Genomic DNA, 20525 nt, shown 5'->3' with positions numbered 1-20525 from the left:
TCGTCGTCGCCCCGGCGGGGCGGCGCGTCACGTTGAACCAGCACTCGTTGAACCAGAAAAGGGGTTCCGCTACCGGCGGAACCCCTTTCTTCTCTACACTATATCCAACGCAGAGTGGTGCTGCGGAACCATCCAGGCTCGCGCAGCCGACAAGCAGGGGGCTCTCCATGAACAAGGCAGTGCTGACGTTGGTGCTGGTCATGACCTTCGGCGTGGCCGCCGAGGCGCAGAATATCTACCGCACCACGGATGCCCAGGGCAACGTGGTGTTCACCGACAACCCCGACCGTGGTGGCGAGCAGGTGGAGCTGGCGCCGGTCACGGTAGTGCCGTCCAGTGGCGAGGTGCGCACCGGTCAGGCCGCGCCGCGCCTCGAGAGTGCCCCGGCGGCGGCCTCGCCGGGCCAGCCGTTCATGCCCTACGACAGCTTTCGCATCGTCTCGCCGACCCACGAACAGGCCTTCCCGGTGGGGGCGGCCGGCAACATCGCCGTGGACCTGGGGGTCGAACCCGGCCTGCGCGAGGACCATCGCGTCAGGCTGCTGGTGGATGGCCGGGTCAGCCAGTCGGCGATGCATACCACGGCCTTCATGGTGCCCAACATGAACCCCGGGGAGCATGTGCTGCAGGCCGAGCTGCTGGATGCCGGCGGCGAGGTGCGCCATCGCACCTCGCCGGTGACCATCTATGTGCTGCGTGCCAACGTGAATCGCCAGCCAGCCGGTTAGCTTCCCCCTCGCTGGGCACCCTGGCCGTGGTGCCCGGACGGCAGCCCCAGGCCCTGTCGCCCACCACATGGCGGGCACTGGCCTCCTCATTCCGAGTATCCGCCCTACCAGCCGCCTCCGTCTGACGCTCCCTCTCGACGCCTGCCCGAGGATGAGCCGGTGCAGCGCCGCCGGGCCGAACGGCAAACGCGTCCGGCGCCTTGATCCGGTTCGAGTCCGGAGATGGTGCAGGTGTCTCCCTTATGCACTATTTTGGTGCATGTATTGCACCGTCATACGTTGCAGGGCGTGCTGTCATGGGCTTCGGCGTCCTGGCCCGTTTCTTGCAGCTTCCCTCTCCAGAGCAAGTATACCCGGACCCGATATGGCTGCTTCGATGTACCAACGCCTGATGGAACACCTCTCCACCGCCGTGCTGCTGCTGGATGGCGAGCTCAGGGTGGCGTGGATGAATCCCGCCGCCGAGGCGTTGCTCTCGGTGAGCCTGGGCCGCGTGCAGGGGGTGGCACTGCGCACGCTGATGGAACAGGAAGACGGAATGGCCGCGGTACTTACCAAGGCGCTGGAGGCCTGCCATCCCTTCACCCGCCGCGAGGCGCGCCTGATGATGCTGGGCGGTGAGCCGCTGACCGTGGACTATACCGCCACTCCGCTCTCCCATGATGAATTGCTGCTGGAGGTGGAGCCCCGCGACCGGCTGATTCGCATCTCCCGAGAAGAGGCGCTGATGACTCGGCAGGAGACCGTCAAGGTGCTGACCCGGGGCCTGGCCCACGAGGTCAAGAACCCGCTGGGCGGCATCCGCGGCGCGGCCCAGCTGCTGGAGCGCGACCTGGAGAACCCGGAGCATCGCGAATTCACCCGCATCATCATCGAGGAGGTGGATCGCCTGCGCGACCTGGTGGATTCCATGCTGGGCCCCAACCGGGTGACGCGCCAACAGCCGCTCAATGTCCACAAGGTGCTGGAGCGGGTGCGCACCCTGGTGCTCGCCGAGCACCCCGGGGTGCGCATCGAGCGTGACTACGACCCCAGCCTGCCGGACCTCGCCGGCGACGAGGCGCAGCTGATCCAGGCGGTGCTCAATGTGGCGCGTAACGCCGTGGAGGCGATGCACGAGGCGGCCACGCCCGAGCCGCGCCTGGTGCTGCGTACCCGGGCGCGGCGCCAGTTCACCCTGGGCGCCGAGCGCCACCGCCTGGTGTGCGAGGTGGCGCTCCTCGACAACGGCCCGGGCATCCCCGAGGCGCTGCAGGAGACGCTTTTCTACCCCATGGTCTCGGGACGCGCCAACGGCAGCGGCCTGGGGCTCTCCATCGCCCAGGGCATCCTGCACCAGCACCAGGGGTTGATCGAGTGCGACTCTGTGCCGGGCCATACCGAATTCCGACTGCTGATTCCTCTGGAGACGCGCCATGACTGACGTTGCACGCGTGGCGGTCGTCGACGACGATCGTGCCATTCGCTGGGTGCTGGAGCGCGCCCTGGCCCAGCCCGACCTCGAGGTGGAGTGCATCGAGCGCGCCGACACCGCCCTCGAACGGCTGCTGGCCGACCCGCCCGACGTGCTGGTCACCGATATCCGCATGCCGGGCATCGACGGCCTCGACCTGATGGCTAGGGTGCGCGAGGCCCATCCGGAGCTGCCGGTGATCGTGATGACCGCCCACTCCGACCTGGATAGCGCCGTGGCGTCCTACCAGGGGGGCGCCTTCGAGTACCTGCCCAAGCCCTTCGACGTCGACGAGGCGCTGACCCTGGTGCGCCGCGCGGTGGCCCACGCCCGGGAGCGTCGCAGGCCGATCAGCGTGCCCGAGGGGCTGGGTGCCGAGATCATCGGTGAGGCGCCGGCCATGCAGGAGGTGTTCCGCGCCATCGGCCGCCTCTCCCACTCGCATATCACGGTGTTGATCAACGGTGAGTCGGGCACCGGCAAGGAGCGAGTCGCCCGGGCCCTGCACCAGCACAGCCCGCGGGCCAACAAGCCTTTCATCGCGCTGAACATGGCGGCGATTCCCAGGGACCTGATCGAGTCGGAGCTGTTCGGCCACGAGAAGGGCGCCTTCACCGGCGCTACGACAAGCCGTCAGGGGCGCTTCGAGCAGGCCAACGGCGGTACCCTGTTCCTCGATGAGATCGGCGACATGCCGGCGGAGACCCAGACCCGCTTGCTGCGGGTGCTGGCCGATGGCGAGTTCTACCGGGTGGGCGGCCACACGCCGGTGAAGGTGGACGTGCGGATCATCGCCGCCACCCATCAGGACCTGGAGCGGCTGGTCAAGGATGGTCGCTTCCGCGAGGACCTCTTCCACCGCCTCAACGTGATTCGCGTACACCTGCCCAGGCTCGCCGAGCGGCGCGAGGATATCCCGCGGCTGACGCGCCACTTCCTGGCCGAGGCGGCCAAGGAGCTCGCCACCGAGGTCAAGGTGCTCACCCCGGAGGCGGAGCGACACCTGACCCGGCTGCCCTGGCCTGGCAACGTGCGCCAGCTGGAGAATGCCTGCCGCTGGCTGACGGTGATGGCCTCGGGGCGCGAGGTTCTCGTCGAGGACCTGCCGCTGGAGCTGCGTCAGGAGAGCGACGAGGGGCTGCTCACCGGCGGCGACTGGCGGGTGGCCTTCCGCGACTGGGCCGACCGCGCCCTGGCGGCGGGGCATATCCACCTGCTGGAGGAGGCCGTGCCGGACCTCGAGCGCATCCTGATCGAGACCGCCCTGCGCCACACCGGCGGGCGCAAGGGCGAGGCCGCCGAGCTGCTGGGCTGGGGGCGCAATACATTGACGCGAAAGCTCAAGATCCTACTGCCGGCGTTGGCCGAGGGGGAGTGAGGAGGCGGTGCCGCTCTCCAGAACTCACGAGCGCATCCTGATCGAGACCGCCCTGCGCCACACCGGCGGGCGCTCTCCAGGGAGGTGTGGCATAGGACGAAAGGCGGATTGTTGGCCGGCATGGCGGTGGCTTAGCGTCCATAAGCAACCTTTCATTCAAGCAGGGCACCCATGACCGCACCCGCTTCGCTGCCCCAGCGCGTCCATATCACCGAGGTGGGGCTGCGCGATGGCCTCCAGAACGAGCCACTGGTGCTGAGCACCGAGCACAAGCTGTCCCTGGCCCGCGCGCTGGTCGTGGCCGGCGTGCGCGAGTTCGAGGTCAGCTCCTTCGTCAGTCCGCGGGCGGTGCCGGCGCTGGCCGATGCCGCCGAGATGGTTGCCGCGCTGCGCGAGGTGCCGGGGCTGCACCTGTCGGCCCTGGTGCCCAACCTGCGCGGCGCCGAGCGTGCCCTGGAGGCGGGCGTCGACTCGATGGTGCTGTTCGTGTCCGCCTCGGAGCGCCACAACGCCAAGAACGTTAACCGCAGCGTGGCCGAGTCCCTGGAAGGGTTCGAGCAGATCGCGCGTCGTCTCGAAGGGAGTGGCGTGGCGCTCAGGGGGGCCATTGCCACCGCCTTCGGTTGTCCCTTCTCGGGCGACGTGCCGGTCGAATCGGTGGTCGAGATCGCTCGCCGCTTCGCCGACCTGGGAGCGACGCACCTGTCGCTGGGCGATACCACCGGCATGGCGACGCCGCCGCTGGTCACCGAGCGCGTGACGCGCCTGCGCGAGGCGGTGCCCGAGCTGCCGCTGACGCTGCACTTCCACAACACCCGCGGCATCGGCCTGGCCAACGTGATGCAGGGGCTGGCGCTGGGCGTGGACCGCTACGAGAGCTCCATCGGCGGGCTCGGCGGCTGCCCCTTCGCGCCGGGGGCCTCGGGCAATATCGCCACCGAGGACCTGGCCTACCTGCTCGAGGAGATGGGCCTGGAGACCGGCCTCGACCTGGAGGGCCTGATCGTCGCCGCCCGCCGGGCCAGCGAGCTGATGGGGCGGCGCCTGCCGGCCCAGGTTTCCCAGGCCGGCCCGCGCCTGGCGCTGAGCGCCTGCGACGCCGTACCGACCGCCCAGGGGTGATGCCAATGACGACGTCTTCTGCTTCCGTGAACGCCGCGGGCTCGCTCTCCGGGGTGCGGGTGATCGACCTGACCCGGGTGATCTCGGGCCCCTTCTGCACCCAGATCCTTGGCGACCATGGCGCCGATGTGATCAAGGTCGAGCCGCCCGGCAAGGGCGACGTGGTGCGCCATCAGGGCAATATGGTCAACGGCGAGAGCTGGTACTTCGCCCAGTTCAACCGCAACAAGCGCTCGCTGACCCTCGACCTGCGCAGTGATGAGGGCAAGCGCATCCTCCATCGCCTGCTCGAGGGCGCCGACGTGCTGGTGGAGAACTTCCGGCCCGGGGTGTTGGCCAAGATGGGGCTCGACGACGACACCCTGCGTGAGCGCTACCCGCACCTGGTGGTGGGCCGTATCAACGGCTTCGGCTCCACCGGGCCCTATCGCGACCGTCCCGCCTACGACTTCATCGCCCAGGCCATGAGCGGTTTCATGGGCGTCAACGGCAGCGCCGACGGCGAGCCGATGCGCGCCGCGCCGCCGATCAGCGACATGGTGGCCAGCCAGAACCTGGCCTTCGGTATCTGCGCGGCCCTGGTGCGGCGCGCCGCCACCGGGCAGGGCGATATCGTCGAGACGGCGCTGACCAACGGCCTGATCGCCATGATGGGGTACCTGGCGGCGGAGTACTTCGCCACCGACCGGGTGCCCGCCCGCACCGGCAACGACCACCCGATGCTCTACCCCTACGGCCTGTTTACCGCCAGCGACGGCGAGGTGGCCATCGCCCCCAGCAACGACACCATGGTCGAGCGCTTCCTCGGCGCACTGGACATGCTGCCCCTGCTCGACGACGAGCGCTTCGCCGATAACCCCCGGCGCATGGCCAACCGCGAAGCGCTGCGCGAGATCCTCAACGCCATCACCGTGACGCGCCGGGTCGACGAGTGGATCGAGCACTTCAATCGCGCCGGGGTGCCCTGCGGTCGCGTCCACGACCTGCGCGAGACCTTCGCCGACCCCCAGGTGCAGGCGCAGGAGATGTGCCTGGAGCTGACCCAGGTCTCGGGGCGGGTGCCGGTCACCGGCTTTCCGGTGAAGATGCGCGAGGCGCCGCCCATGCTCTACTACCCGGTGCCGCGGCTCGGCGAGCACAGCGATGAGCTGCTGGCGGAGCTTGGCATCGAGGGCGATGAGCGAGCGGCGCTGCGAGCGCGCCGAGTGATCTGAGCCTACGCTTTACTCGCCGCCATCCCGGCAGGCAGTGCACCCCAGGCGAGCCCACCAGGTTCGCCACAATAACAATCCGGAGGAACATGCCAATGCAATCAGTCACCAAGGGAGTCTTCAGCCTTGCCGCCGCGACCCTGATGGGGGCCAGCGTGGTGGTGAGCGCGCCCGCCCAGGCGCTGCCGATCAACGAATGCATCGCGCCGGCCGATCCTGGCGGCGGCTGGGACTTCACCTGTCGCTCGGTGGGCAAGTTGCTGCTGGAGCTCGAATTGGTGGATAGCCCGGTGCAGGTCACCAACATGCCGGGCGGGGTGGGGGCGGTGGCCTTCGCCAACGTCGAGAGCAATCGCGCCGACGACAGCGACCTGGTCGTTGCGACCAGCACGGTGGGCGTGACCCAGATCGCCCAGGGCAAGTACCCCGGCGGCGCCGACACCATGCGCTGGCTGGCCATGCTGGGCACCGACGTGGGCGTGATCCTGGTCGATGACGAGAGCGAGTACGAGAACCTCGAGCAACTGATGACCACCATGGTCGAGGACCCGGGCGCGCTGGCCGTCGCCGGCTCCAGCGGCGCCGGCGGCTGGGACCATATCCGCGCGCTGATGCTGGCCCGGGAGGCGGGCATGCCGGACGACCAGATCGGCCGCCTGCGCTGGGTGCAGTTCGACGGCGGCGGCCCGGCCGTGACCCAGATGATGGGCGGTCACGTCGACGTGGTCTCCACCGACCTGGGCGAGATCGCCGGCTTCATCGAGTCCGGCGACGTGCGGGTGCTGGCGGTGCTCTCCGAGGAGCCGCTGCCCGCGCCCTTCGACGACCTGCCCACCGCCACCGGCCAGGGCTACGACGTGACCGGCTACAACTGGCGTGGCTTCTACACCGGTGGCGAGGTCTCGGATGAGGACTACGCCGCCATGGTGGCCGATCTCAAGGTGCTGTTCGATAGCGACGAGTGGAAGGGGGTGGCCGAGCAGAACGGCCTGGTGCCGCTGTGGCGCGGCGGCGAGGCGTTCGGCGACTTCGTGCGGGAGTCCATCGATCAGGTGGAGAGCATCTCCCGTGAGATCGGGGTCATCGAGTGAGTGAACGAGCAGGCACGATAGGCGATCGCCTCGCCGGTGCGGTACTGCTGGTGGTGGCGGTCGTCGCCTGGTGGCTGTCTCACGGCTTCACCAGCGGCTTCGGCCAGACGATAGGGCCGGGCGCCTTCCCGCGCCTGGTCAGCGTGCCCCTGGGGCTGCTGTCGCTCTATCTGATCGTGCGACCGGGAATAAATCAGCGCTGGCCCGAGCGGGCGGCGCTGGTCCGTCAGCTCTGCCTGCTGGCGCTGCTGATGGCCTATGCGGGGCTGATCCAGCCGCTGGGCTTCCTGCCCACCGCGCTGCTGACGGTGACCCTGATGATTCGGCTGTTCGGCGCTGGCTGGCGACAGGCGCTGCCGTTCGGACTGCTGCTGACCCTGGGTCTCTACCTGCTCTTCGAATTCGCCCTGGGCATGCCGCTGCCTGACATGCCCGGCCTGGACTGGTAACGCTGCCATGGAACTCCTCGCCTTTCTCGCCCAGGGCTTTGCCGTGGCGCTCGAGCCGCAGCACCTGGTGCTGGCCCTGGTGGGCTGTGCCCTGGGCACGCTGATCGGCGCGTTGCCGGGGCTGGGGCCGGTCAACGGGGTGGCGCTGATGATTCCGCTGACCTTCAACTTCAGCCTCTCGGCCACGGCTGCGCTGATCCTGCTGGTCAGCGTCTACTACGGCTGCATGTACGGCGGCCGCATCAGCTCCATCCTGCTCAATATCCCCGGCGACGAGCCGGCGATGATGACCACCCTGGACGGCTTCCCCATGGCCCGGCAGGGGCGCGGCGGTGAGGCGCTGGGGCTGACCGGTGTGGCGTCCTTCATTGGCGCCCTGGTGGCCACGATCGGACTGGTGCTGTTTGCCCCGGTGCTGGTGAGCTTCGCCATTCGCTTCGGCCCGGCCGAGTACTTCGCGCTGTTCGTGCTGGCCTTCGCCACCATCGGCGGAGTGACCGGCGGGCACCTGGCCAAGAGCTTCCTGGCCGCCTGCCTGGGACTGCTGCTGGGGACCGTGGGCATCGACGCGGTCAGCAGCGTGCCCCGTTATACCTTCGGCTGGTACGAGCTCTACGATGGCATCGACTTCATCGTGGCGCTGGTCGGGCTGTTCGCCATCTCCGAGTGCCTGGTGTTCCTCGAGGACTCCCACCAGGGGCGCAAGCCCACCATGCAGCTGGGCTCGGCCATGCCCGGGGTGCGCACCGCCTGGCACTGCCGCGGCAGCATCGGTCGCGGCTCGGTGCTGGGGTTTATCGCCGGCGTGCTGCCGGGGGCGGGCGCGGCGCTGGGCAGCTTCCTTGCCTACACCCTGGAGCGGCGCTGGGCGGGCGCGCGCGGCGATTTCGGCAACGGCGACCCGCGCGGGGTGGCCGCCCCCGAGGCGGGCAACAACGCCGCCGCCGGGGGGGCGCTGATCCCCATGCTATCGCTGGGCATTCCCGGCAGCGGCACCACGGCGATCCTGTTGGCGCTGCTGCTGTCGATGAACATCACCCCGGGCCCGCTGCTGTTCACGAATCAGCCAGAGCTGGTGTGGGGGCTGGTGGCAGCGCTATTCATCGGCAACCTGATGCTGCTGGCGCTCAATATTCCGCTGGTGGGGCTGTTCGCCCGTGTGCTGCGGGCGCCTGGCTGGTTCTTGATGCCGATGGTGGTCATGATCGCCTTCGTCGGCGTCTACTCACTCGGCAACAGCGCCTTCGACCTCTACCTGATGCTGGCCTTCGGCGTGCTGGGCTATGTGCTGCGCAAGCTGGAGATTCCCACGGTGCCGGTGGTGCTGGGGCTGCTGCTGGGCGGCCAGATGGAGTACAACCTGCGCCGCGCCATGTCGATCTCCGGGGGCGACTGGAGCATCATCTGGAACAGTGGTATCTCGGTGGGGATCTACCTGTTCGCCATCGCCCTGTTGGTAGGGGGCTTGCTGTTCCACTGGCTGATGCGGCGCCAGCGGCCATAGTGGCTGCGGGGCCGGCTTACCCCAGCAGCCGAGCCGCCGCCTCGGGCGACTCCTCGGCGATGAAATCGTAAAGCTCGCGGAGCCCCCCGAAGACCGAGGCCTCTTGAGGTCTTGCACGACCCGCCGTGCCTCGCCGTTCTGTGTGATCACCATCGGCTCGCGCAACTTGTTGCGCGAGCGGGAGATCTCGGCGGCATGAGCCTTGAGGTAGCTGATCGGCTTGAGGTTATCGGAGTATTTCATGGAGTCCCCATTGATCCGACTGGGCTGCTCCAAATTGAGTCATTAGTCGGTCGTTCGGCAAGCACCGGGGAGCCTTTGCCGGAGCCAGTCGAAATCGATGCGCTCCTGTTCGAGTCGCACCCGCTCGCCCAGGCGATCGTCGCGCAGGGCGGTGAACAGGGCGAGTTCGTCGTCGGTCAGCCGGCCGGGGGTATGGCCAAGGCGCTTGTCGGCGGGCTCCTCGCCCCACAGCGGGCGGTGGGCCATCAGCGTGGCTTCGTCCATCAACAGCGAGCGGGCCTCGGGCAGCGTGGCGCGTACCCGGTCGAGGATACCGAAGCCGTGGGTGTCGATATCGCCCCAGTAATGCACCTCGACCTCCCGGAGCCAGGGGATGCGAACCAGGTGCTCCAGACCGTAGCCCAGCCCGAAGACCACCAACGAGCGGGGCACCTCGGGAAAGGCCAGGCCGTTGGTCTGGTTCTCGGTGATAAAGACGCGCTCCACCGCCGGCCGAAAGCGGGCGAACTGCTCGGCAGGGAGGCTCAAGTCGCTCAGCCCCTGCACCTGGAGGGCCGGGTCGAGCAGGCGCAGACGAACCAGCGGCGAGGGGCTGCGCAGCCCGAAGCGCTGGTTGAAGCCGCTCACCCCGCTGGCCTCGGCGTCGATGGCCGAGGCCGGCAGGACCTCGTCGAGCAGCGTCGCGAGCAGGCCGCGCCGGGCCTCGATGAACTTGGTGTCGACGCCGGGAATCGCCAGCTGGCGCGGATAGCAGCCGGGCCGCGGGTGGCGCTGGAAGTGCTCGAGCACGGCGAGCAGCCGTGGCCAGCTTGCCTCGTGCTCCAGTACCTTGAGGGGCCGTCGGCGCAGCCAGTGGGCCAGCCGCGGCTGGCGGGCGAGGATCTCCGCGGCCAGTGCATCGAAGCGCTCGGCATCACGCCGCCGGCCTAGCAGCCGTAGGGCGTCCTCGGCGTCGGGAACGCTCAGTGCGGCGGGTAGCTCGTTGCTGCCCTGCACCCGGTTGCCCTGGCGGCGGAACTCGATGACGTAGCCATGACCCAGGGCATCGCGGCTGCCGTTACGCAGCCGCCGGACCCAGGCGGCCACCTCGGCGAAGCGTTCGGTGATGTCCCGGGCCGTGGGGCGGCGCAGGCGCAGTGCCAGCGGAAACAGCGGCTCGCCGCCGTCGGCCGGCAGGCGAGCGGCGAGGATGGCGCCGCTGTCCCAGTGGCGCTGCAACTGGCGGCGGATCTCCTCCGGCGTGGTCCAGGCGCGGGGTTGCGTCTTCACCTCACAGAACCTCGACCCGTTCCCGGGCGGCCTTCTCCGCGCGGTACTCCTCGATGGTCAGGTTACGCAGCATCGACTGGCGGCCTTCCTCGTTGTGCACGAAGCCCACACTGGCCACATAGGGCTCGATGATGTGGATCTTCTGCAGCGGGGTGACGATCAGCAGCTGCAGGTTGAGCCGGGCGAACAGCTCGAGCCCATAGCGGGCGGATTCGTCGGAGCCGCGGCCGAAGGCCTCGTCGATGACCACGAAGCGGAACGAGCGCGAGTGGCTCTCGCCCCACTCCAGGCCGAACTGGTAGGCCAGGCTGGCGGCCAGCACGGTATAGGCGAGCTTCTCCTTCTGGCCGCCCGACTTGCCGCCGGCATCCGAGTAGTGCTCGTGCTCGCTGTCGTCCTCGCGCCAGCGCTCCGAGGCCGAGAACAGGAAGTGATGGCGCACGTCGGTGACCTTGCGGGTCCAGCGCCTGTCGAGTTCGCTGCTGCCCTCGCGGCCGCGGAAGCGTTCGATGATCGCCTTGACCTGCAGGAACTTTGCCTCGGAATACTGCTCGTCGTCGCTGCCGCTCAGGGTGCTCTCGGTGCAGGCGCGCAGCTGCTGGCGGAAGTCGCGGACCTCGGCATCGGGGCTGGGTTCGGCGACCAGGCGGATATAGCGCCCCGGGTTGTAGTCGATGTCGTGCAGCGAGGCGTTGATGGTGGCGACGCGATCTCTGATGTCCTCGCGTTGGCGGTTGAGGAAGGCCTGGAAGCCGGCGATCTCGTTGATGGTGTTCTCGTTGAGCAGCTGCTTGAAGCGCGCCTCGAAGCGTGGCAGGTCATCGGCCTGGAGGGCCGCCAGCAGCGCACGATAGTCGTCGCCGGCGGCCAGGCTGGCGTCCACTTCCTCGGTGTCCTGGGGCCATTCGGTACGGATGTGCTGCATGGCCTTGACGATCGCCTCGCTCAGCCGGTCGAGCTGCTTCTGGCAGGCGTCGATGGCCGCCTGCAACCAGTCGCGCATTTCCCGTTCGCGGTTGTCGCAGGATTCGATGCTGAGCTGGTGCTCGCCCAGGGCCTGGGGGCGCTGGGCATCGAGGCGCGGGAAGCTGACCTGGCGCCGCTCGGCAGCGAGGCTCTCGACCAGTGAACGGGCTTCCGCGAGCTGGGTGTCGGCCGCCTCGCGCCGCGCCTTCAGGCTGCCCTGCTCGCTCTGGGCCTTGCCCCAGGCCGCCTCGGTGGCTGCGCTGGCGGCCTCCAGCTCCTGCAGCTGGGCCTGCAGCGTCCTGAGCCGGTCGGAACTCTCTTCCAGGTTGCGGCGCTCTGCCTCGCGGCTGGCCAGCCGTGCCGCCGGGGTGCGCCAGTCGAGTTCCTGGAACTCCTCGAAGCCCTGCAGGTGGCTGAGGTCGCCGCGTCGCTGGCCGAGCCGGCGCTGCTCGCGCTGGACCTCGGCCACCCGGGCGGCGCTTGCCTGGATCCGCCGCTGCAGGGTTCCGGCTTCGGCCTCCAGGGCGGCGATCTTGGCCTCGTTGCTCCAGCCCAGTACATAGCGGGTGCGGTCGTCGAGGCGGTGGCGGTCGTCCTTCTCGTGGCGTTCACCGCCGGTCTTGAGCTGGCCGTTGCGGGTCAGGGCGCGCTGCTCGCGGCGGAACTGGGTGAGGTCGCAGCAGCACGCATAGTCGAAGCGCTTGCCGAGCTCCTGCTCCAGCCAGGGGTAGTGGTCGCTGTCGGGGCGAATGGCCAGCTTGCGCACCAGCGACTCGGGATGCAGCGAGGGCGCGGCGGCCTGGGTGCGGCGCACCCGGTAGTAGACCAGGCGGCCGCGTAGCTGGGTGCGCTCGACCCAGTCGGCGACCTCGGCATAGTGGGCGTCGGGCACCAGCAACGAGAGGGCGAAGTTGTGCAACACCCGTTCGGCGGCGCCTTCCCAGTCGCGGGCCTCCTCGCGCACCTGCAGCAGCTCGCCGGCGAAGGGCAGGGTGCCTTCCTCCAGGCCGGTGGCCACACAGAGCCGCTCGCGCAAGGCGAGCATGCGCGCTGGCAGGTTGGAGCGGCGTTCGCGCAGCGAGGCCAGCTCGGCGTCGAGCGCATCATGCTGGTCCTTCAGGCCGCGCAACGTCAGCTCATGTTCGGTACGCTGCTCGGTCAGGGCGTTCTCGTCGTCGTCCAGGCTCGCCAGTGCCCGGTCGACGGCCGCGGCGTTGGCCTGGAAGGCCTCGGCATCCGCGGCGACCTCGAGGCCCACCGCCTCGGCCAGCTCCCGGTAGCGGTCGGCGCGCCGGCGGCAACGGTCGCGTGTCTCGCCGAGCGCCTCGATCTCGCGGGCCAGCTGGGCCAGGCGGTCGCCGCCGCTGTCGGCAATCGCCTGGCGCAGGTCGTCACGCTGGCTGGCCTCTCGGCGACGCTGTTCGGTCAGCTCGTCGAGCCGGGTCGCCAGGCGCGCCAGGTCCGCGTCCAGGCGCTCCAGGCGGCGTTCCAGCAGGGCGGCCTTGTGGTGGGAGAAGTAGCTCTTCAGCGCCTCGCGGTCTTCGACCTGCTCGGCCTGCCGTGTCGCCAGGGCCTCATGCCGGTCGAGGTTCTCCACCAGAGGGCCCAGCGCCTCGATCTTGCGCCGCGCCTCGAGCACGGCGACGTGGGCGCGGTCGAGGTCGTCGAAATGGCGGATCAGGCCGGTGATGCGCTCCTCCATGGGCAGCGCCTCGAGCATATGGGTGCGCACGAAGTCGGTCAGATTGCCCACCGATTTCATCGACACCGTCTGGTTGAACAGCTCCATGGCCTGGTTGTTGGTGGCACCCAGGCCGAAGCGGCGGCGAAAGGCGGCCCCATAGGGCGGGAAGCTGTCGTGGAGCTCGACATGGGGCGTGTCGCGCAGGCGCTTGCGCAGCTGCTTGAGGTCGCTGCCGAAGTCGTCGAAGTCGCCGGCAATGGCCAGTTCACGGTCGGCCACCACGTAGAAGCGCTCCGGCTGGCCCTGGGTGTCGGTGATCCAGAACACCTGGGCCAGGGTCACGTGGGTGTCGAACCCCTCGTTGTAGAAGTGGCCGAGGATCACCGAGTAACTGTTGTGGTCGCGCAGGCCGATAGACCGGGCGCTGAGCCCCGCTTCGCCGCGTTCGCTCTTGTAGTGGCCGAGCACGTAGGAGCGCAGGCTGCGTTCCTTGGCCTCGGCGCCGGCTGCCTTGTTGTAGGTGATGCGCTGGGCGGGCACCAGCAGGGTGGTGATGGCGTCGACCAGGGTGGACTTGCCGGAGCCGATGTCACCGGTTAGCAGGGCGTTGTCGCCGCCGGCGTCCAGTCGCCACACGCGCCGGTGGAAGGTCCCCCAGTTGTAGACTTCCAGGTGCTGCAGGCGAAAGCCGGCGCGCCCCGGTGCCGTGCCGAAGTCGAGTTCACCGAGCTGCATGTCAGCGCTCCTCCTCGGCATGTTCACGGTATTCGGCCAGGCGCTGCTCGAACTCGGCGAGCCACTGGGCATCGACGAAGGACTTGAGCAGGCGGCGCACCTCGTAGTGCTGCGTATCGCCCTTCAGGCGACGCAGGAAACCCAGCTCCACCACCTTGTTGATATGGCCGTCGAGGCGGTCGCGCAGGCGTGCCTCGTTGCTGGTGTCGGCGAGGAACAGCGCGAGCATCTCCTGGATCTGCTCGCGGGACAGGATCAGGCGCAGCTCGTCTCCCCCGGCATCCTGCTCGGCAAGCTTCTTGCGCAGCAGTGCCAGCAGCAGGCTGACCGGGTAGCTCAGCGGCTGGCGACGCACCAGGCGGGGCAGCGGGTTTTCGTCGTCGTCCGGTCGCTGGCTCAGGTAGGCGTAACCTTCGGCCTCGTCGAGCATCAGCGACAGCCCCATCGGGGCCAGGTGATCGCGCAGTCGCGCCTGGTGGTCGAGTAGGTCCTGCCACTGGCCGGGATCGCGGTCCTGATAGAGCACGCCCTTCATCAGGGCGATCAGGGTCAGCGAGAAGTGCCGCTCGCTGGAGAGCGTCGGCGAGTCGGATGGCATGTCGCTCATGGGGTGGGCACCGGTTGACGGGTGAAGATGACGCGCGGCAGGCGGGCGCGCCGCCAGCCCCCCTGGTCGTCCTGCCAGACGAGTTCTTGGGGATGGGCCTCGTCGAGCAGCCCGTGCCGGCCCTCGGTGGCGATGGCCAGCCAGGCCACCAGTTCGGCGAGCCCCTTCTGGAGCGGCTCGTTGGCCAGCAGCTCATCGAGGGTGACCTGGTCGCGGGTCTGCAGCGCGCGCCGCACCCGGGCGCGCAGGCGCTCCTTGTCCACATGGTGCTGGTCGAACAGCGCCTCGGCGGCGATCTCCCGGTCGTCGCCGCTGGCCAGGCGCGCGGCGGTGATGCGCGGCTTGACGGGCGGACGGAACAGCGGACGCTCCATGGGCAGCTCGAGGCGGGGCACCGGCTCGTCGAGGGCCATCACCTCCTCCTGGGGGGCGTTCTCGCGCAGGGCCAGGGCGTGGCGTTCGATGTTGTGCAGGATGTCCATGATGCGGCGGTTCTCCAGCCAGCCCTGATCGTCCAGGTAGCGTCGTAGCTGCTCGGAGAGCCGGGCGACGGTGCGCTGAGCCACTTCGCCGGCCGACAGCCAGTCATAGTGGATGCGCACCAGGCGTGGGTCGGGGGCCAGTTCGGCGACCGGCTCCAGGCTCAGGGTACGCTCCAGCAGCTCGGTGAGCTCTTCCTGGCGAGCCGGCGACATCAGGAACTCCCAGAAGGCGTGGAAGCTGCGTCCCTGGTCGGAGTCGCGGATGGCATCGTGATCGCCGAAGACCTCTTCGAGCAGCTCGCCCTTGCTGCCTTCCCAGGTGGCGATGCGCTCACGCACCTCGCGGTCGAGGCTGCGGAAGTTCTGTTCGACCTGGCGAAAGTCGGCGAGCAGTGCCCGTGCGGTGTCGGTCATCTGCAGGAAGCGCTCGCGCAGGGCCGTCGTCGCCATCAGGTCGAGGCGCCCGGCGCGGATCTCGGCGATCTCGCCGTCGATGGCATCGCGGCGCCGCTCCAGGTCCCGGATGCGGGCTTCGGGGTCGGTTTCGCTACCGCGGTCGATCTCGCGCAGCAGATCGAAGACCTGCTTGAGGCGCGATTCTGCGCCGATGAACCGGCGTTGCTCGAGACCAGCAAGCCAGTGCATGGCCTGCTCGGCGGCCGGGGTAAGGTCGAAGTGCGGTTCGTCGCCCGCGGAAGGGTAGTACTTGCGCAGCCAGCGGTGCCGGTCGTCGGCCCACTCGTTGAGGTAGGCCATGGCCTCGCGAGGGAAGGCCTCCTCGCCGAGTTCCTGACGCAGATGATGGAGCCAGTCGTCGAGCTGGGCGGCCAGCGGCGGCTCGGCGATGCTGCGCACATTGGGTGCGATGAAGGCACGGTGCAGGAAGCCGATGATCATCGGTGCATTTTCGGCACGCAGCAGCGTCCAGGCCGGATGGCCGCGGCGCAGCTGCTGAAGGTAGTCGAAATCCAGGTAGCGCATCATCGGCACAGGATAACCTGGCATGTGCCGTGGCCCAAGTCGATGATGGCAAGATAGCGGGAGGCAGTGCCAGAATGAGATCCTCAAGGAGAGATGCCCATGACGCAGATGAGCTGGGAGCGGCTGCTGGACCCAAGCCGCCTGCACGACCGCCGCGGCGAGCCCCGCGGCCGCGGTGAGATCGGCCGCAGCCCCTTCCACAAGGACCACGACCGCATCGTCTTCGCCGGTTCCTTCCGGCGCCTGGGGCGCAAGACCCAGGTCCACCCGCTGACCGACAACGATCATATCCATACCCGCCTGACCCACTCCCTGGAGGTGGGATGCGTAGGGCGTTCGTTGGGCATGATCGTCGGCGAGCGGCTGAGCGGCCGCCTGCCCGACTGGATTACCCCGGCCGACCTGGGAGTGATCGTGCAGGCCGCCTGCCTGGGCCACGACATCGGCAACCCGCCCTTCGGACATGCCGGGGAGTACGCCATCCGCGACTGGTTCACGCGTGCCGAGGCCGATGGCAAGGGCCTGCTCGATGGGCTTTCGCCGTTGGAGCGTGAGGATCTGCTCACCTATGAGGGCAACGCCCAGGGTTTTCGGGTGGTCACCCAGATCGAGTACAACCAGTTCCGCGGCGGCATGCGCTTGACTACGGCGACCCTGGGGACCCTGCTCAAGTACCCCTGGACCGTGGAGCACGGCGGCGCGGCGGGCAAGTTCGGCTGCTACCAGAGCGAGCGCGAGCTGCTGGTCGAGGTGGTCGAGCGGCTGGGGCTGCTGCCCAGGGGAGAGGGGCGCTGGTGTCGTCATCCCCTGGCCTGGCTGGTGGAGGCTGCCGACGACATCTGCTATGCGCTGCTCGACCTGGAGGATGGCCTGGAGATGGGCATCCTGCGCTATGACGAGGTCGCCGAGATCCTGATCCAGATCGCCGGCGGCGCTCCCGGCGACTACGTCGCCATGCAGCGCCAGGGGGTCTCCCAGCGGCGGCGTATCGCCGCCCTGCGGGGGGCAGCCATGGAGCGCGCGGTGAACGACGTGGGGGCCGTCTTCGTGCAGCACGAGGCCGAGCTGCTCGGTGGCCGCCTGCGCTCGGATCTGCTGGAGCTGTGTCATCCCGACCTGGACTGGGGGGTGAAGGCGGCCAAGCAACTGGCCCGGGAGCGGATCTTCCAGAACGAGCGCAAGGCCAAGCTGGAGATCGGCGCCTACACCACCCTGGGCATCCTGCTCGAGGCCTTCATCGGCGCGGCCCACGAGCTGCATCACACCGGTCACTCCACCTTCAAGCACCAGCGAGTGCTGGCGCTGATCGGCGAGAACACCCCGCGCCCCTCCTGGAGCCTCTACGCCAGCTACCGGCGCATGCTCGACTTCATCGGCGGCATGACCGACCACTACGCCGTGGACCTGGCCCAGGAGATGGGCGGCCGCCTGCGCGGCGACTGACGGCCGATGGTGACGGGCGGCTAGGCTCCCGGCGCCTGGCCGGTGCCGGCATGCTCCAGCAGGGTGGCGATGACGGCGTCGTGGGTGGCGGCATCGAACTCGCCGGGGCACAGGTCGGCCAGGCGGCTGGCCAGGCCGTCGCCGCTGTCCACCAGCAAGTCATCCGGCCCCTGGTCGGCCTCCACCTTCCAGCCGGGGAGGGTCAGCACGCCCATCACCGGCACCGTGCGGCCGGTGCGTGAGCTCAGCCACTCGGCCATCCAGCGCGCCAGCTCGCGGGTCCTGGCCAGGGGCTTGCGCTCGCTCCAGCCCGGGAAGCGCAACCGCGCCTCCTCCACCACCAGCCGGTCAAGCTCTTCCCCGGAAGGCGCGAAGGGGCGGGTGCGGGCGCGGGTTTCCACCACGAAGACCCCGCAGGGCGTGACCACCACGTGGTCGATGCGCGTGTCGGCCGCCGGCACGTCGTGGAAGACGTAGAAGGGGTGGGCCTCGGGGCGCACCAGCCGCTCGAGCTCCTGACCCACCGCCAGCTCGCAGGCCAGGCCTAGCTTGAGTCGCCGGATGCGCTGGAAGTCACGCATCAAGCGAAAGCTGTAGGTCAGCACCAGCAGGGTGCTCAGGGCGCCATAGAGCGACCACTCGACCCAGCGCTGCTCGGTGGCGAAGAGCATGCGGCCCATGCCGTAGACCAGCGGAGCCAGGGTGATGATGGGGCCCAGGGCAGCGTTCAGGTAGAGCCCGGCGAAGGCGTTGTCGAGACGGTCGCGCAGGTGCTGGCCGGGCTCGCGCAGCGGCTGGGCGTCGAAGGGGGAGCGCACCCGAGCATCGTGCAGGTTGCGCAGCGCCACCACGATCACCCCCATGGCGGCGAGGGGGAACAGGAAGATCAGTGGGAGCAGGTATTCCAGCCAGGCCATCGGGATTCCTTGCTAAGGGGAAACGGCGAGAGGCCCATTCTAGACAACCTGCCCCGCGCGGGGCCATGCTCTGTTTGGCGCAGACAGTGAGGCATCAGGATGACGGCAGCACAGGTGAAACCCGAGACCAGCGAGGCAGAGCTGGCGGCACTCGTCGAGTTTGTCGAGCGCCATCCACGGCTGGCGGTGCTCGGTGGGGCCGGCATCAGCACCGCCAGCGGTATTCCCGATTATCGCGATGCCGCCGGCGAGTGGAAGCGTTCGCCCCCCATGGAACACCGCCAGTTCATGGGCAGTCATGCCGCCCGACAGCGTTACTGGGCCCGCGCCCTGGTGGGCTTTCGCACCCTGGACGAGGCACGGCCCAATGCGGCTCACCAGGCCCTGGCGCGACTCGAGAGCCTGGGACATGTTCGCGGGATGATCACCCAGAACGTGGATGGCCTGCATCAGCGCGCCGGCTCGCGACGGGTGATCGATCTGCACGGACGCGCCGACCGGGTGCGCTGCATGGGATGCGGCTCCAGCCGCATGCGTCATGCCCTGCACGCGGAACTCGAGAGTCTCAATCCGCACTGGGCGACCCTCGGCGCGGCCGCAGCGCCGGACGGGGATGCCGATCTGGAAGCGGACTTCTCCACCTTCCGGGTGCCCGACTGTTCGCGCTGCGGCGACGGTATCTGGAAGCCCGATGTGGTGTTCTTCGGTGACAGCGTGCCGCGTGGTGTGGTCGAGCGCGCCTTTGCCCTGATCGAGGAGTGCGATGCCCTGCTGGTGGTGGGCTCCTCGCTGATGGTCTATTCGGGCTTTCGCTTCGCGCGGGCCGCGGCACAGCAGAGTAAGCCCATCGCCTGCCTCAACCTGGGGCGTACCCGCGCCGACGACCTCTATACTCTGAAGGTGGCGGCCCCGGTAGATGCCTCGCTCGGGGCGTTGGTCGGGCGGCTGGAAGGCCGGCTTGTCGAGGGGAGGCTCAACCGCCGGCCAGCTTGACCGTGTAGCCGCGGCTCTCGAGCTCTGCCTTGAGTGTCTCGCGGTGATCGCCCTGAATCTCGATCACCCCCTCCTTGACGGCGCCGCCGGTGCCGCAGCGTTTCTTCAGCAGCTTGGCTAGACGCTTGAGCTCGGCCTCGGGCAGTGGTACGCCGCTGATCGTGGTGACGCCCTTTCCCTTGCGGCCGCTGGTCTCGCGGCGAATCCGCACGATGCCGTCGAGCTCGGCGAGGCGTGCCTGTTCCGCCTGCTCGGCACAGCGACAGTCGGCGACGGGTTGGCGGCAGTCCGGGCAGGTCTCGCCATGCTCGGTGGAGTAGACGAGGCCGCGCAGCTGGTCCTGGAGGGATGACATGGTGTGACTTCCGGGGTGGGTGGCTTCAGGCGGGGATGATAGAGGCTGTGGCTGCGATCTGCATGACCCTCAGCGCATGGCGGTGCGTGATTCCAGATCGCGTGAAAGGCGCGCCACCACCGTGGGCAGCTGGAACATGCTGGTGATCATGATGGCACCCTCGGGGGTGATTTCCGCATCGGGGAAACGGTTGAGGTGGACCACCAACATGCCGGCATCGAGGGCCGCCTTGACGCCGACCACCGAATCCTCGATGGCCAGGCAGTGGTGCGGAGAGTAGCCCATCCCCTGTGCCGCATGCAGATAGAGGCAGGGGTCCGGTTTCCAGCAGTTGGCGGTGTAGGCACTGAACAGGTGATCGCCGAACAGGGTATCCAGGCCAGTAGCCACCAGCGAGGTGCGGATCTTGTTCTCGGGCCCGTTGGAGACCACGCCCATGGGAAACGTCGACAGGGCCGCCAGCGCCTCGGTGGCCCCTTCGATGGGAATGAGCTCTGTCGCCAGACGCCGGTCGAGGTTGGCTCGCATGCTGGTTTCCAGTGGCCCGAGCACGTCGGGATCGACGCGGCCATGACGACTCTCCAGCTCGGCGACGATGCGTCGGAAGCGCGCCCCGCGGAACTCGCCGATATAGTCGGTGGCCTGGAACGGCAGGCCCACGGCATTCAGCGCCGTGGCCATCTCGTCGGCGAGCAGCGGCTCGCTATCGACCAGGGTGCCGTCGCAGTCGAAGAGCAGGCAGAGTGGATGTGCCATCACCGGGCCTCACGAGGAAACAGGGCGTTATAAATCCATTGTTACAGATGTCGGGGTCACCTGCCCATTATTAAAGCCCAGTTACGCTGATTTTTGAACACTGTTCATAAATATTCCGAAAAACGGGATGCCACGGGGTCACGGCGCTGGTATTCGCG

General features: G+C 68.6%; 17 protein-coding genes. 10 read left to right on the top strand and 7 right to left on the bottom strand.

Annotation, left to right across the window (positions count from 1 at the left end; all coding sequences use genetic code 11):
- Positions 1-167 precede the first annotated feature (167 nt).
- The 8 genes from NFH66_RS15575 (at position 168) to NFH66_RS15540 (ending at position 8936) form a co-directional block, all read left to right on the top strand.
- A complete protein-coding gene (locus NFH66_RS15575; RefSeq protein ID WP_349611103.1) occupies positions 168-728 on the top strand; it encodes a DUF4124 domain-containing protein in 561 nt (186 codons plus the stop codon).
- 376 nt (positions 729-1104) lie between these two features.
- A complete protein-coding gene (gene glnL / locus NFH66_RS15570) occupies positions 1105-2151 on the top strand; it encodes a nitrogen regulation protein NR(II) (protein ID WP_349611756.1) in 1047 nt (348 codons plus the stop codon).
- On the top strand, positions 2144-3559 hold the full coding sequence (gene glnG, locus NFH66_RS15565) for a nitrogen regulation protein NR(I) (RefSeq protein ID WP_349611101.1): 1416 nt from the start codon (positions 2144-2146) through the stop codon (positions 3557-3559). Before glnL ends, glnG begins: the two co-directional genes overlap by 8 nt.
- Positions 3560-3730: 171 nt before the next feature.
- Positions 3731-4681, top strand: coding sequence for a hydroxymethylglutaryl-CoA lyase (locus NFH66_RS15560; protein ID WP_349611099.1), 951 nt, complete (start codon positions 3731-3733; stop codon positions 4679-4681).
- 5 nt (positions 4682-4686) lie between these two features.
- Entirely contained in the window at positions 4687-5895 is a 1209-nt protein-coding gene (locus tag NFH66_RS15555; RefSeq protein WP_349611097.1) for a CaiB/BaiF CoA transferase family protein, read from the top strand.
- Between the two features lie 92 nt (positions 5896-5987).
- A complete protein-coding gene (locus NFH66_RS15550) occupies positions 5988-6983 on the top strand; it encodes a Bug family tripartite tricarboxylate transporter substrate binding protein (RefSeq protein WP_349611096.1) in 996 nt (331 codons plus the stop codon).
- Positions 6980-7432, top strand: coding sequence for a tripartite tricarboxylate transporter TctB family protein (locus NFH66_RS15545; RefSeq protein ID WP_349611095.1), 453 nt, complete (start codon positions 6980-6982; stop codon positions 7430-7432). The genes NFH66_RS15550 and NFH66_RS15545 overlap by 4 nt, the downstream gene beginning before the upstream one ends.
- Before the next feature lie 7 nt (positions 7433-7439).
- Positions 7440-8936: a tripartite tricarboxylate transporter permease gene (locus tag NFH66_RS15540; RefSeq protein WP_349611093.1), complete on the top strand. Its 1497-nt coding sequence runs from the start codon at positions 7440-7442 to the stop codon at positions 8934-8936.
- 285 nt (positions 8937-9221) lie between these two features.
- Here the strand turns inward: NFH66_RS15540 and NFH66_RS15535 are convergent, their stop codons facing one another.
- The 4 genes from NFH66_RS15535 to NFH66_RS15520 are packed head-to-tail and all read right to left on the bottom strand — an operon-like array spanning position 9222 to position 15927.
- Entirely contained in the window at positions 9222-10448 is a 1227-nt protein-coding gene (locus NFH66_RS15535; protein WP_349611091.1) for a Wadjet anti-phage system protein JetD domain-containing protein, read from the bottom strand.
- Position 10449: 1 nt separating this feature from the next.
- A complete protein-coding gene (locus NFH66_RS15530; protein ID WP_349611090.1) occupies positions 10450-13833 on the bottom strand; it encodes an ATP-binding protein in 3384 nt (1127 codons plus the stop codon).
- 1 nt (position 13834) lies between these two features.
- Positions 13835-14440, bottom strand: coding sequence for a DUF4194 domain-containing protein (locus NFH66_RS15525; protein ID WP_349611089.1), 606 nt, complete (start codon positions 14438-14440; stop codon positions 13835-13837).
- Positions 14437-15927, bottom strand: coding sequence for a DUF3375 domain-containing protein (locus tag NFH66_RS15520; RefSeq protein WP_349611087.1), 1491 nt, complete (start codon positions 15925-15927; stop codon positions 14437-14439). Before NFH66_RS15520 ends, NFH66_RS15525 begins: the two co-directional genes overlap by 4 nt.
- Positions 15928-16002: 75 nt before the next feature.
- Here NFH66_RS15520 and NFH66_RS15515 point away from each other — a divergent pair, with 75 nt between their 5' ends.
- Positions 16003-17346: a deoxyguanosinetriphosphate triphosphohydrolase gene (locus tag NFH66_RS15515; protein WP_349611085.1), complete on the top strand. Its 1344-nt coding sequence runs from the start codon at positions 16003-16005 to the stop codon at positions 17344-17346.
- 20 nt (positions 17347-17366) lie between these two features.
- On the opposite strand, the gene NFH66_RS15510 is transcribed toward NFH66_RS15515, so the two are convergent.
- Entirely contained in the window at positions 17367-18263 is an 897-nt protein-coding gene (locus NFH66_RS15510; protein WP_349611083.1) for a nuclease-related domain-containing protein, read from the bottom strand.
- 99 nt (positions 18264-18362) lie between these two features.
- Between NFH66_RS15510 and NFH66_RS15505 the strand changes: the two genes are divergently transcribed.
- Positions 18363-19256 (top strand): NAD-dependent protein deacetylase, encoded by an 894-nt coding sequence (locus NFH66_RS15505; RefSeq protein WP_349611081.1) that lies wholly within the window; start codon positions 18363-18365, stop codon positions 19254-19256.
- On the opposite strand, the gene NFH66_RS15500 is transcribed toward NFH66_RS15505, so the two are convergent.
- Both NFH66_RS15500 and NFH66_RS15495 read right to left on the bottom strand, forming a co-directional pair.
- Positions 19237-19611: a translation initiation factor Sui1 gene (locus NFH66_RS15500; protein WP_132041589.1), complete on the bottom strand. Its 375-nt coding sequence runs from the start codon at positions 19609-19611 to the stop codon at positions 19237-19239. The two genes, NFH66_RS15505 and NFH66_RS15500, sit on opposite strands and share 20 nt — an antisense overlap.
- 69 nt (positions 19612-19680) lie before the next feature.
- A complete protein-coding gene (locus NFH66_RS15495; RefSeq protein ID WP_132041588.1) occupies positions 19681-20367 on the bottom strand; it encodes an HAD-IA family hydrolase in 687 nt (228 codons plus the stop codon).
- Positions 20368-20525: the final 158 nt, after the last annotated feature.

This window comes from Halomonas sp. H10-9-1 (genome assembly GCF_040147005.1).
Lineage (GTDB): Bacteria > Pseudomonadota > Gammaproteobacteria > Pseudomonadales > Halomonadaceae > Halomonas.
Note: the sequence above shows the minus strand (reverse complement) of the source record. Positions and strands in the feature narration are given on the sequence as shown.